Genomic DNA, 14,297 nt, shown 5'->3' with positions numbered 1-14,297 from the left:
TTTAAGCGTGGGACTGTATGCCCCCATATAAGGTTTGATATAAGCCTTCTTGCTCAACTAACTCACCATGAGTACCTGTTTGCGTCACTTTCCCATCTTCAAGCACGTAGATCAAATCGGCTTGTTTAACAGCGGATAGTCGGTGCGCAACGATTAATGTTGTTCTACCACGTAAGAACTCGGTCAGTGCTTTGTGTAAAGCCGCTTCAGTAGCGGTATCTAGCGCAGACGTGGCTTCGTCTAAAATAACAAATTGAGGATTACTCAGCACCATTCTAGCAATGGCAAGCCGTTGTCGTTGACCTCCTGACAAACGAATGCCATTACGACCAACTTGAGTATCCAAGCCGTGGTTCAGTTGAGAAATAACATCTTGCAGCTGAGCCACTTCAAGCGCACGCCAAAGTGACATTTCGTCAAAATCCCCACCAAGCGTTAGATTATGCCTCAAGGTGTCGTTAAATAGTATAGGTTGCTGTAATACCACGGCAATTTTGTCGCGAATTACTTCAAAACCAATATCTTCTGTTAATTCATCATTAAAGCGAATGCTACCGGAGTTTTGACGGTAAACCCCAATAAGTAATTGTATCAAGGTTGACTTACCACCGCCGCTTGCGCCAACTAACGCCACTTTCTTTCCTGCCGGCATATGTAAAGAAAGATTATCTAGGACTTTGTTTTCATTATTGTAAGAGAAATTAATGTTTTCTACTTTAACGTCAACTTCTCTACCTTCTTTGAAAGGATTTACCTTAGGAACCGGTCTCTGCTCTTCTTCTAACTCTAATAAGTCGTTGATGCGTTTTAATGCGGCTTTAGCGCTGTACCAAGAAAACTGAATCCCAAGCAACTCTTGAACAGGAGAAAGCATGAACCATAGGTAACCAAAAACGGCAAATATTTGGCCAATAGTAAGGTCACTGAACATGACCATTAACATTGCGACAGCTCTGAATAATTCAAAGCCGATCAAAAAGAGAAGAAAAGAAACGCGACCAGCCGCTTCAGATTGCCAAGCATACTTGTCTGCATCAACGCGAACTTGGTTCGCACTGTCTTTGAGTTGTTGGAGGAATTCTCGCTCTTTATTGGCTGCGCGTAGTTGGTAGATTCCATCTAATGTTTCAACCAAACGGTTTTGGAAAATTTCAAAAGAATGATTTTCCTTCCGTTTCAGATGTTTAACCATACTGCCTAGTTTACGTGAGAAGTAAATGACAATAGGGTTAACTAACAGGATAAACAGACCAAGTCGCCAATCGAGCCAAAGTAGAACGATAGCAGTACCAATAACAGTCAGAAAACTGATAACGAATTTTGCTAACGTAGAACCAATAAATTTATCAATGGTCTCAATGTCAGTGATAAGGTGTGCGTTGATTCCTCCGCTACCTTTGGTTTCGTATTGTCGGATGCTGATACGGCCGAGTTTGTCGATCATTTTACTGCGCATCTCAAACGTGATGGTTTTTGAAACAAGCGTAAATTGTCGGCTTTGAAGGATATTTAATCCTTGGCTCGCAGCTCGCATAAGAACAACCAAGAACAGGGTGAAGAAAATATAGCCTGTCGGAGTGTGCCACGCTTCAGGGAGAATGGCATTCATGGCGTCTAAGCCTTTTGCAGGTTGGTCCAATAAGACCTCATCAACCATCAAAGGCATGAGGAGGGGAATTGGAACACTAATCAAGGTTGCAAGCACCGCTATCAAGTTCGCTATGATCAGCTTGGACTTGTGCTTTTTTACTTGTGTTATCAACCAAGAACGGCTAATAGTGTCATTTTTCAGAAGCATTGTAATTGAGAATAAGTCCTATTATAAAGTAGGGCTGCATTTTAGCGCCATACATTGAGAATGGAAGCTTTTATAGTAAGTAGGAAGTTAATATGAACTTAGAACAATACCAAAGACTAACCAAACAAGCTGTTGCTCTAATTGAGTCTGAACCAGACTTTATTGCGAACCTAGCAAACTTGAGCTCATTGCTTTTCATGGAACTTGACGATCTTAACTGGGCAGGCTTTTACCTAACAAAAGGTGAAGAGCTTGTTCTTGGTCCGTTCCAAGGAAAACCAGCTTGTGTTCGTATCCCAATGGGTCGAGGCGTCTGCGGTACTGCTGCACAAACTAATACTATACAAAGAGTATACGACGTTCACGAATTTGAGGGGCATATTGCGTGCGATGCAGCGAGCAATTCAGAAATTGTGATTCCATTTTCTATTAATGGAAAGGTGGTTGGTGTACTTGATATTGATAGTCCAAGTATTGGCCGATTTAATGAAACAGACGAAGAAGGTCTCACTCATTTCATGGTTGAAGTAGAAAAGCTGCTTAATTCACACGCGAACGACGCATAAATTAGCCTTCGAGTGTGGTTTTTCCTTGGCATGTCACTATAATACGAGAATATTTTTTCTTAATGCTCGCGGAAATCCGCTCAAATCAGGACCCCTCATGACTGAAAAGTTAAAAAACAGCAAAGAAGTTATTGCATATATTGCTGAATGTTTCCCTAAGTGCTTTACTTTAGAAGGTGAAGCAAAACCTCTGAAAATTGGTATTTTTCAAGATCTTGCGGAACGTCTAAATGAAGACGAAAAAGTAAGCAAAACACAGCTTCGTGCAGCGTTAAGACAGTACACTTCATCATGGCGTTACCTACACGGTGTAAAACCAGGTGCAGTACGTGTAGACCTAGATGGCAACCCTTGTGGTGAGCTAGAAGAAGAGCACGTTGAACACGCGAAAGCGACACTTGCAGAAAGCAAGGCGAAAGTTCAGGCTCGTCGTAAAGAACAAGCACAAAAAGCTCGTGAAGAGGGTAAGGCGAAAGCGAAACCTGCGGCTAAAAAGCCTCAACAGCCTCGTCGTACTAATAAACCAAAAGTACAAAAACCAACTAAGCCTGTAGAAACGCGCGCTCTAAATGCTGATGAAATCACAGTAGGTAACGCAGTTAACGTGAACATGGGCAAAGGAAACATGGCAGCGACCATTGTTGAAATCAATAAGGATGATGTACGTGTTCAACTTGCTAACGGCCTACAAATGGTTGTGAAAGCGGAGCACTTGCGCGCATAAAGGAGATACTCCTACGCATGAATTGCCGTTCAAAAGTGACCCTGATTGCTGCTAGCTTATGGCTAGCAGCATCAGCTCAGGCTCTTGAAGCCAAACTACATAAAGATGACCTGCCGGTTCTTTCTCCTGAAGTTCAGCATGAAACAGCTAGCAAACGAGTCACCTCGCGATTTACCCGCTCTCATTATAAGCACTTCAGCCTCAATGATGATTTCTCTAAAGCGATCTTTGAACGCTATGTAGAGTTGCTTGATTACAATAGAAATATTTTCACTCAAGCAGACATCGATTCATTTAAAAATTGGTCAGTCGAGCTTGATGATCAGCTTAAATCGGGCAACAACCAAATTGCTTTTGATGTTTACAACCTCTCAATGCAGAAGCGTTTCGATCGTTTTGCTTATGCGTTAACTCTACTCGATGAAGAGATCAAGTTTGATACCGATGACGAGATAGAGTTAGACCGCTCTGAGGCCGCATGGCCAAAAGACGAAGCAGAGCTCAACGAGTTGTGGCGCAAGCGTGTGAAATATGACGCGTTAAATCTGAAACTGACTGGCAAAGAGTGGCCAGAGATTAAAGAAGTTTTAGAGAAGCGTTATAACAACGCGATGAAGCGCATCACACAGACCAACAATGAAGACGCATTTCAGTTGTATATGAATGCCTTCGCGCGACAGGTTGACCCTCATACAAGCTACCTTTCTCCACGTAATGCCGAGCAATTCCAATCGGAAATGAACCTTTCTCTAGAAGGCATCGGCGCCGTTTTGCAAATGACAGACGATTACACAGTAATTCGTTCACTTGTTGTTGGCGGTCCGGCATCAAAGAGTAAGCAACTTGGTGAAGGGGACCGAATCACTGGTGTTGGACAAGACGGTGAAGAAATTGTCGACGTGATCGGTTGGCGTCTGGATGATGTTGTTCAGTTAATCAAAGGCCCTAAAGGCACAAAGGTTAATCTACAGATCTTGCCAGAAGGTAACGATGCAAAGAGTTACATTGTCACAATTGTTCGTGACAAAGTTCGCTTAGAAGATCGTGCAGTTAAGTCAGAAATCATCGAAAAAGACGGTAAGAAGATTGGTATTTTAGAAGTACCAAGTTTCTACGTCGGCTTATCGAAAGACACCGATAAATTACTAGCTGAGTTGAAAACCAAAAACGTTGACGGCGTAATCGTTGATCTACGCAACAATGGCGGTGGTGCGCTAACAGAAGCAACGGCATTGACAGGTTTATTCATTAAAGAAGGTCCTGTAGTTCAAGTTCGTGACAGCTATGGCCGCATCAAGGTGAATGCCGATACCGATGGAAAAGTGAGTTATGATGGCCCATTGACGGTGTTGATTAACCGCTACAGTGCTTCAGCATCTGAAATTTTTGCAGCGGCAATGCAAGATTATAATCGTGCAATCATCTTAGGTGAAAACTCTTTCGGTAAAGGTACAGTTCAGCAACATCGTTCACTGAATCATATTTACGATCTTTTCGATAAAGAGCTAGGTTATGTTCAGTACACGATTCAGAAGTTTTATCGTATTGACGGTGGAAGTACGCAAAATCGTGGTGTTGCACCAGATATTTCGTACCCAACGCCAATAGAGGCTTCTGAAACAGGTGAAAGTGTTGAAGACAATGCTTTACCTTGGGATCAGATTGATAAAGCACAATATCAAACGTTTCCAAGTAACGACGCCTTAGTTGAAAAACTTACTGCTCTTCATAACAAGCGTATTTCTGATGAAATGGAGTTCCGCTTTATCAATGAAGACATCGAGAAATATCGTAAAGAAAAAGACGATAATACTTTGTCTTTGAACGAAAAAGTTCGTAAAGCTGAATCGGATAAAGCGGAAGCCCTTCGATTACAACGCATAAATGAACGTCAAGTTGCTTTGGGTAAAAAAGCATTCAAAACATTGGATGACATACCAAAAGACTACGAGGCTCCTGATGTTTATTTAGATGAGTCTGTCGCGATTATGGTCGATCTACTTAAGCAGGAAAATCAGTCATAATAACTGGCAATTTAGAATAAAAAGAGTGAGTCTTTCAGATTCACTCTTTTTTTATGCCTTTTTGTCTTCCGCTGTCTCGATATCGAGCAAGATATTCGCTTATTTTCCCCCAATAATTTACGTGATCTACATCTAAAATTTCGCGAAAGTGAGGACTACTGGCTAAGCTAAAAGAAAACGATAAGGATGCCGATATGAAGTGGTTCTTTATTTTACTTAGCTTTTGCTGCTTTAGTGTGTTTGGTGGAGAAAACACCAGAGAAGATGAATTAAGTCACTTTGACACGCCGTTTCTCATCGGAGACTGGTATTTGATGAACCCAAACCCCGAAGAGTCGGCTGAAAACTTTCGTGCGATCAAACTCTCATTAGGTTCTGACTACAGCTTTTCTATTGATATTCAAAAGAAAGACTATTCCGTTGACCATTGGGAAGGGCTGTATAACGCAAATGAAGACACCATCGTTCTTGGTTTAAACACCGACGAGCCTCAAATTTATGCCTATCGCAACAACCATAATACGCTTGATCTTAATGGTGTAACGTTCACTAAAGGATTATCTAATTCACTTGCAGGTATTTGGTCTAGCTCTCACGTATCTGGCGACGGTCTTGTGGCCAACAACATTAATCAGATGGATTTGATACTTCAACCTGATTTCGTATTCATGTTTAGGGTTTCGAACGAAGAAGGGGATGAGTCCATCAAACAAGGTGTGTTTTACACAGAAGATGAGTTTTTGGTTCTGCTGTATGAAAATGGCGAGCATGGAACCACGTATAAGCTCAACAAGAATGAGCTAACGATCGAAGATTCCAATGGTGATATGTACGCCGTACTCAATAGAGTTACGCCATGATGCCTTTAACATGCGCCAAATTACGCGTGCGTACGGTAAGTCATTAATGTTGTTTAAAGGTTAATCAAAAAACGGAGCTAGAGCACTAAAAGCTCCGTTTTTTGATGTAAAGACTTGTATTCTGATACCACAACCCCTACAAATAGCTTATATAGTGATACCAGAAATGCATTTTTGATCATGCAGTCTGGTATTTTTGTTGTTCGACATACAAGGATTTATGCTCATGTCTCAAGCTCCCCTGGCCAAATATCGTAAAGATTATAAAGAGCCATCTCATGCGATTACTGATATCGATCTTACTTTTGATCTATATGACAATGACACAATCGTTACGGCGGTATCAAAAGTTGCTCAAAAAGGCGATACAACAACGCTAGAACTCGATGGCGAAGGGCTTGAGCTACGCGCTGTAAAAGTAAATGGTGAGGATTGGGCTCATCACGAGGTGAAGGAGTCATCGCTGGTACTGACCGATCTTCCATCCGAGTTTGAACTTGAAATCGTCACCAAAATTGATCCTGAAGCGAATACAGCACTCGAAGGTTTGTACAAATCAGGCGGCGCATTTTGTACTCAGTGTGAGGCTGAGGGCTTCCGCCGTATCACGTACTATCTAGACCGTCCGGATGTTCTAGCAAAATACACAACAAAAGTGATCGCAGATAAAGCGGCTTACCCATATTTGCTGAGCAATGGTAACCGAATTGCAGAAGGTGATGCAGAGAACGGTCGTCATTGGGTTCAATGGCAGGATCCGCATCCAAAACCAGCTTACTTGTTCGCCCTTGTTGCAGGCGACTTTGATGTATTGCGTGACAAATATACAACGATGTCAGGTCGCAGTGTTGATTTAGAAATCTTTGTTGATAAAGGTAACCTAGATCGTGCAGGCCATGCGATGACATCTTTGATCAACTCGATGAAGTGGGATGAGGAACGCTTTGGCCTGGAATACGATCTGGATATTTACATGATCGTTGCTGTTGATTTCTTCAACATGGGTGCAATGGAAAACAAAGGCTTGAACATTTTTAACTCAAAATATGTGCTGGCGAACGATCAAACTGCGACAGATCGTGATTATTTAGGCATCGAAGCTGTGATCGGTCATGAGTACTTCCACAATTGGACTGGAAACCGTGTCACTTGTCGTGACTGGTTCCAACTAAGTCTAAAAGAAGGCTTAACCGTATTCCGTGACCAAGAATTCTCTTCTGACTTAGGCTCTCGTGCTGATAACCGTATTGATAACGTACGTATTATTCGTGGTCCTCAATTTGCGGAAGATGCAAGCCCAATGTCTCACCCGATTCGTCCTGACAAAGTCATTGAGATGAATAACTTCTACACGCTAACGGTGTATGAAAAGGGCAGCGAAGTTATTCGTATGTACCATACACTCCTTGGCGAAGAGGGCTTCCAAAGAGGAATGAAACTTTATTTTGAACGTCACGATGGTACCGCCGCGACGTGTGAAGACTTTGTTTCTGCAATGGAAGATGCCACCGGTGTTGATTTAAAACAGTTCCGTCTGTGGTACAGCCAATCGGGTACACCAACGCTGCGCGTAAATAGCGAATACAACGCTGATGCAAAAACTTACGCACTAACGGTAGAGCAATTTACGGAGCCGACGCAAGACCAAGCAGAAAAACAAGCGCTGCATATCCCGTTCGATATCGAGTTGTATGATTCGAAAGGTCAAGTTATCCCATTGATGAGTAACGGTGAATCTGTTCATAACGTGCTGGATATTAAACAAGGTAAGCAAACGTTCGTATTTGAAAATGTCGAAGAACAGCCAGTGCCATCTTTGTTGCGTGAATTCTCGGCACCAGTCAAATTAGAATACGATTACAGCGATGACGAGTTAGTCTTCTTGATGAAGCACGCAACGAACGATTTTGCTCGATGGGACGCTAGCCAAATGCTATTGGCTAAATACATTCGTCAGAATGTGAAAAACGTTCAAGCGGGACAAGAAGTATCGCTTTCTGAAGGTGTGATAGATGCTTTCCGCGGTGTGCTGTTGGATGAAACGCTTGAGCCAGCTTTCATTGCTCAAGTTTTCTCTATGCCTTCAATCAATGAGATTACTGGTTGGTACCAGCAAATTGATATCGATGCCGTAGACAAAGTGCTAAACAGCATTACAGTGTCACTTTCTAAGGAATTAGAAGATGAGCTAAGTGCGACTTATCACACGCTTAAGCAAACAGAGTATACGATCGACCATGCTGCTATTGGCAAGCGTGCTTTACGTAACCGTTGCCTTCAGTACCTAGCATATACGGAAAAAGGTAATGATTTAGTCAACGCGCAGTACGCATCTGCAAATAACATGACAGACACGATTGCTGCGATGAGTGCCGCAAATAACGCTCAGCTCGAGTGTCGTGAAGCACTTATGGCTGATTATAGCGATAAATGGAAGCACGATGGTTTGGTTATGGATAAGTGGTTTGCACTTCAAGGTAGCAATCCTGCAGAGGATGCTCTTGAAAAAGTAAAAGCAACCATGAACCACGAAGCATTTAGTTTGAAAAATCCGAACCGTACGCGCAGCTTAATTGGCTCGTTCTTAAGTGCGAACCCTGTACGTTTCCATGATAAATCCGGTGTAGGTTACCAATTTGCCGGTGAAATTCTTCGCCAACTAAATGATTCGAACCCACAAGTAGCTTCTCGAATGATTGATCCTTTGCTTAAGTTCCGTAAATACGATGAAGCTCGCCAAGCAATGATTCGTGCAGAACTTGAAAAGCTCAAAGCAATGGATAATCTTGCTAAAGATCTATTCGAAAAAGTGACTAAAGCACTAGACGAATAGTAAACAACACAATAGGGTGGTCATTAAGGCCACCTTATTTGTTTATGTCACTTAGTTTTCACTTCATGAACTATTACTACTTCAATCTCAACATTTCATATCAAACGTTTTTATCTCATTATTCTGGTGCGGCAAGTGTTGTTCAAGTTGTCACACACAACGGTTTGCGTTTGCAGTTACCCGCCGCGAGATTTAGACCATTTCTTAGTCAATTGGGCGTTAGAGGCCAGTTTAGACTAACAACTGACCAAAATAATAAGTTTCTTAAGTTAGAAACTCTGTGATGTATTGTATTTGCAGAGAGTTAAATAGGAATCTTAGTCACAGAATCGGACATTTCACCTCTTACCACTACGATTAGTTGTTAAACATTTGTAATTATGCTTTTACAATGGGCACATGCATTACCTATGCTTAGTTTCTAAGGTAACAACCTAGCTACTAAGTCCCCCTACAAAACAACAATTCTAATGTGGAGTGTGAATATGACCGCGCGTGAAAATGTAGTGCCGGTTCTGCTTGAAAAGGTTTACCAACTGATTCAAGACAAACTCGAGCTTTCTCACCAAACGCTTGTAACTAAACTTGCTCAACACTTATTCAGTAACATTGCTGATGATGATCTAATTCAGCGAAACGAATCCGACCTTTATGGTGCTGTCGTTAGCCTTTGGCACCATATCAATGAAAAAAAACCAGAAGAGATTTCGGTTCGAGTATTTAACCCGACCGTAAGTCGTCAAGGCTGGCAATCCACACACACAATCGTAGAAATTGTTGTTCCAGATAGTCCATTCTTAGTGGACTCAGTCAAAATGGCTTTAGCACGTTTGGATCTTGTTTGTCACCTAATGTTGAATAACCCAACACAGATTCAGCGTGATAAAAAAGGCCAAGTTACAGACGTAAACGGTGAGGGTGGTGTTCTTCAATCACTTTTCCACATAGAGGTAGACCGCCTTACTAGTAAAGACGAGATGCAAGCGCTTAAAGAAGAGCTGTTAAGAATTCTATCTGATACTCGCTTAGTCGTTGATGACTGGAAGCAGATGGTTGATAAGCTTAAGTTTGTTACTGATGAACTTGAGAAAAATAAAGATCGTGTTTCTATCCAAACTGATCGTATGGATGAAACGATCGCATTTCTTCGTTGGCTAGAAGATCATAACTTTACCTTTATGGGTTATAAAGATTATGACTTAAAAGAGGTCAATGGTGATACCGAACTTGTTCCTGCTAAAGAAAAAGGACTAGGTCTGTTTGCTGATGACAAGCGCGTGCGTAGCGTCAAGCTCTCTGAATTATCAGATTCAGCGCGATTAGAAGCGAAAAAACCATACGCTCTGATCATCACCAAAGGTAACAAAGCATCTCGTATCCACCGTCCAGCTTATACTGATTACATCGGTATTAAGAAGTTTGATGAAAACGGTAAAGTAATAGGTGAGCATCGCTTTACTGGTTTATATACCTCCGCCGTTTACAACCAAGCGGTACAAAGTATTCCTTTGATCCGTGAAAAAGTTGACCGTATCCTTGAAGCAAGTGGATACCGTCACGGATCATACTCATACAAAGCATTGCACAATATCTTAGAAAACTACCCACGCGACGAGTTGCTTCAAGCTAATGAAGAAGAGCTGCTTGAGGTGGGAATGGGTGTTGTACAAATGCAAGATCGTGACTTGCTGCGTTTGTTTGTTCGTAAAGACCCATTTGGTCGTTTCTTCAGTTGCATGGTTTATGTCACTAAAGATCGTTACAACACAGAATTGCGTCGTCAAACTCAACGCATTCTTAAGCAGTACTTTGGTTGCGAGCAAGAGGTTGAATTTACAACGTACTTCTCAGAAAGCCCACTAGCGAGAACACATTACATTGTTCGTGTAGACAATAACAACATTGACGTAGACGTGAAAAAGATCGAGCAAAATCTAATGGAAGTTTCTACCTCTTGGGATGACAGACTAAAAGAATCCATCATTGCTAACTTTGGTGAAAGCAAAGGCCTTCCTCTTTCAAAAGAATATATGAGTGCGTTCCCTCGCTCATACAAAGAGGACATGATGCCAGGTTCTGCGGTTGCAGATATCGAGCGCTTAGAAGCGTTAAGTGATGATAATAAACTTGGCATGTTGTTCTACCGACCTCAAGAAGAGGGTGCAGATTCCAAAGCTGTCCGCTTAAAGTTATACCATCGCGATGAACCAATTCACCTTTCTGACGTAATGCCGATGTTGGAAAACCTTGGTTTGCGTGTGATTGGCGAATCGCCATATGAGATCGAGAAAAACAACGGGCAGACTTTCTGGATCCTTGACTTCTCTATGCTGCATAAGAGCGAGAAAACCGTTGACCTTCGTGAAGCTCGTGACCGTTTCCAACAAGCATTTGCTGCCATTTGGGCGGGTAATCTTGAAAGTGATGGTTTCAACCGATTGTTATTAGGTGCGTCTTTATCTGGCCGTGAGATTTCCATTCTTCGCGCTTACGCACGATACATGCGCCAAGTCGGCTTCCCATTCAGTCAGCAGTACATCGAAGATACGCTAAGCCACTACCCAGACTTAGCGACAGGTCTAGTCAAGCTGTTCACCAAGCGATTTGATCCGAAACACAAAGGCAGCGAGAAAGGCCAAAACGATCTAATTAAAAAGCTAACAGAGCAGTTGGATCGTGTAGAGAGCTTGGATGATGATCGTATTATTCGTCGTTATATTGAAATGATCATGGCGACGCTTCGTACCAACTACTACCAAGTAGACGAGAATAAGCAGCCTAAGCCTTGGTTATCTTTGAAAATGAAGCCAAGTGATATTCCTGAGATTCCGCAGCCTGTGCCTGCATTCGAGATCTTTGTTTACGCACCAGATATTGAAGGTGTTCACCTTCGTGGTGGAAAAGTGGCTCGTGGTGGTTTGCGTTGGTCAGATCGTCAAGAAGACTTCCGTACGGAGATTCTTGGCTTAGTGAAAGCGCAACAGGTTAAGAACACTGTAATTGTACCAGTGGGTGCAAAAGGCGGCTTCGTTTGTAAACGCCAGCCATCTCTCACCACTCGTGATGAAATTTTTGCGGAAGGTCAGCGTTGTTACAAACGCTTTATCCGTGCACTGCTTGATGTGTCAGATAACATCATTGAAGGAGAAGTAGTACCACCACAAAACGTTGTTCGTCACGATGAAGATGACCCATACCTAGTAGTGGCTGCCGATAAAGGCACAGCAACCTTCTCAGATTTGGCAAACTCTGTTTCTGCAGAATACAACTTCTGGCTAGGCGACGCATTCGCTTCAGGTGGTTCAAACGGTTACGATCACAAAGCAATGGGTATCACCGCAAAAGGTGGTTGGGAATCTGTTAAGCGTCATTTCCGTGAAATGGGCATCAACTGTCAGACCACTGATTTTACTGCAATCGGTGTAGGTGATATGGCAGGTGACGTGTTCGGTAACGGTATGCTGTTATCGAAGCATATTCGATTGCAAGCTGCGTTTAACCACATGCACATCTTTATTGATCCAAATCCAGATTCAGCCAGCAGCTGGGAAGAGCGTAACCGCTTGTTTAATCTGCCAAGATCAAGCTGGGAAGATTACAACAAAGACTTGATCTCTCAAGGTGGTGGCATCTTCTCTCGTCGATCAAAATCGATCCAGTTGACGCCAGAAATTCAGAAAATGTTAGGTACGAAGAAAGCATCTTTAGCGCCTAACGATCTGATAAAGATGATCTTGAAAATGAAAGTCGATCTTCTTTGGAATGGTGGTATCGGCACTTACGTTAAATCATCGACAGAAACTCATACAGATGTTGGTGACCGTGCTAACGACATGCTGCGCATTGACGGCCGTGACTTAAGAGCCAAAGTGGTTGGCGAAGGTGGTAACTTGGGTATGACTCAGCTTGGTCGTATCGAATACGCACTAACTGGCGGTCGAGTGAACACGGACTTCGTTGATAACGTAGGTGGCGTTGACTGTTCGGATAATGAAGTCAACATCAAGATCTTCCTCAATGGACTGGTTTCAAATGGCGATCTTACGGTTAAGCAACGTAACCAAATTCTAGAGTCTATGGAAGACGAAGTGGGTGAAATTGTCTTGGATGATGCTTACCGTCAGTCGGAGTCGATCTCTGTTACTGAACAGCAAGGTGTTGGCATTGTTAAGGAGCAAATTCGATTCATCCACACTATGGAGAAAGCAGGGTACTTGGACCGTGCTCTCGAATACATTCCTGATGATGAAACGCTAATCGAGCGTGAAAAACAGGGACTAGGTCTGACTCGCCCTGAGCTATCAGTGTTAGTTGCCTACGGTAAAATGGTACTTAAACAGCAACTTGTTACGGATGAAATCGCAAATGATGAATTCCATGCAAAACAACTTGTTGAATATTTCCCAAGTGCGTTACGACGTAACTATAAAGATCAAATGGTTAATCACCCACTGCGAGCTGAAATTATCGCTACAGCATTGGCTAACCAGATGGTTAATGAAATGGGCTGTAACTTCGTTACTCGTTTGCAAGAAGAAACTGGTGCAAGTGTTGTCGATATTGCCAACGCTTACAGTGCGGCTAGAGAAATCTTTGATTTAGAAGAAATCCTCAAGCAAACTCGCAAACTTGATAACGTTGCGACAGCGCAAGCTCAATACGAAATTATGTTTTACGTGCGCCGAGCACTGCGTCGAATTGCACGCTGGTTGCTTCGTAACCGTAGCGGCAAATGCACGGTCGGTGAGTTGATTGCTATCTACAAGCAAGATGTCAATGTTATTACTGAAACCCTAGACACTATGTTAGTTGAGTCTGAAGTTGAAGAACACAATGAGTTGGCTCAAGGTTGGATAGAGAAAGGGGTTGAAGAGAAACTCGCTCACCAAGTTGCCCGCTTATCAAGCTTACAATCTGCACTGGATATTTCATCAGTAGCAAGTGAAACAGGTAAAACGGTTGAGCAAGCATCGAAACTCTACTTTAACTTGGGTGACCGTTTATCGTTGCATTGGTTCTTGAAGCAAATTAATAGCCAAGCCGTTGATAACAACTGGCAAGCACTTGCAAGAGCGGCATTCCGTGAAGATCTGGACTGGCAACAACGTCAACTTACCGCTCAGGTACTGACTTGTGGCTGCTCAACCGAAGAGCTTGACGTGATGGCTGCGTTAGAAGATTGGATTGAAACTAACGAGCAATCGTTGCACCGCTGGGAGAGTATCTTAAACGAGTTCAAAGTTGGCTCAGTACACGAATTTGCTAAGTTCTCTGTAGCACTTCGAGAGCTAGTACTTTTAAACCTCAACTGCTCATCGAAAGAGTAGTGGAATAATCAAGTCATAAGTAAAAGCCTCGTTATTTAACGGGGCTTTTTATTATCTATTATTCACATTTGGAACGAAAATAGTTACATTGTCACATTGAATTGAAATTAAAACAGAGTGAAATCGATTGCTTTTAAGCGGTTAGTTACGATTTTTATCGCAGAA

The 14,297-nt window shown here is 42.5% G+C and carries 8 protein-coding genes; 7 read left to right on the top strand and 1 reads right to left on the bottom strand.

Translation table 11 applies throughout. From position 1 onward, the window contains the following. Position 1 precedes the first annotated feature (1 nt). Entirely contained in the window at positions 2 to 1,798 is a 1,797-nt protein-coding gene (locus R7Z10_RS08255) for an ABC transporter ATP-binding protein (protein ID WP_021033889.1), read from the bottom strand. A 92-nt stretch (positions 1,799 to 1,890) separates the two neighbouring features. Between R7Z10_RS08255 and R7Z10_RS08250 the strand changes: the two genes are divergently transcribed. The 7 genes from R7Z10_RS08250 (at position 1,891) to R7Z10_RS08220 (ending at position 14,132) form a co-directional block, all read left to right on the top strand. Beyond that, entirely contained in the window at positions 1,891 to 2,364 is a 474-nt protein-coding gene (locus R7Z10_RS08250) for a GAF domain-containing protein (RefSeq protein ID WP_005377433.1), read from the top strand. Between the two features lie 97 nt (positions 2,365 to 2,461). Beyond that, positions 2,462 to 3,088: an RNA chaperone ProQ gene (gene proQ, locus R7Z10_RS08245; protein WP_005377435.1), complete on the top strand. Its 627-nt coding sequence runs from the start codon at positions 2,462 to 2,464 to the stop codon at positions 3,086 to 3,088. Between the two features lie 17 nt (positions 3,089 to 3,105). Beyond that, positions 3,106 to 5,112, top strand: coding sequence for a carboxy terminal-processing peptidase (gene prc / locus R7Z10_RS08240; RefSeq protein ID WP_017634279.1), 2,007 nt, complete (start codon positions 3,106 to 3,108; stop codon positions 5,110 to 5,112). Positions 5,113 to 5,306: 194 nt separating this feature from the next. Further along, positions 5,307 to 5,972: a hypothetical protein gene (locus R7Z10_RS08235; protein WP_005377438.1), complete on the top strand. Its 666-nt coding sequence runs from the start codon at positions 5,307 to 5,309 to the stop codon at positions 5,970 to 5,972. 226 nt (positions 5,973 to 6,198) lie between these two features. Further along, a complete protein-coding gene (gene pepN, locus R7Z10_RS08230) occupies positions 6,199 to 8,805 on the top strand; it encodes an aminopeptidase N (RefSeq protein ID WP_262656363.1) in 2,607 nt (868 codons plus the stop codon). 65 nt (positions 8,806 to 8,870) lie between these two features. After that, the gene (locus tag R7Z10_RS08225; RefSeq protein ID WP_005377440.1) at positions 8,871 to 9,089 is read left to right on the top strand and encodes a DUF2835 domain-containing protein; all 219 of its coding nucleotides are present in this window, start codon (positions 8,871 to 8,873) and stop codon (positions 9,087 to 9,089) included. A gap of 201 nt (positions 9,090 to 9,290) precedes the next feature. Continuing rightward, positions 9,291 to 14,132, top strand: a complete 4,842-nt coding sequence (locus tag R7Z10_RS08220; protein ID WP_005377441.1) for an NAD-glutamate dehydrogenase — start codon at positions 9,291 to 9,293, stop codon at positions 14,130 to 14,132. The last annotated feature ends 165 nt before the right edge of the window (positions 14,133 to 14,297 follow it).

The sequence above is a fragment of the Vibrio sp. Vb1018 genome (assembly GCF_033338775.1).
Taxonomy (GTDB): Bacteria; Pseudomonadota; Gammaproteobacteria; order Enterobacterales; family Vibrionaceae; genus Vibrio; species Vibrio alginolyticus.
Note: the sequence above shows the minus strand (reverse complement) of the source record. Positions and strands in the feature narration are given on the sequence as shown.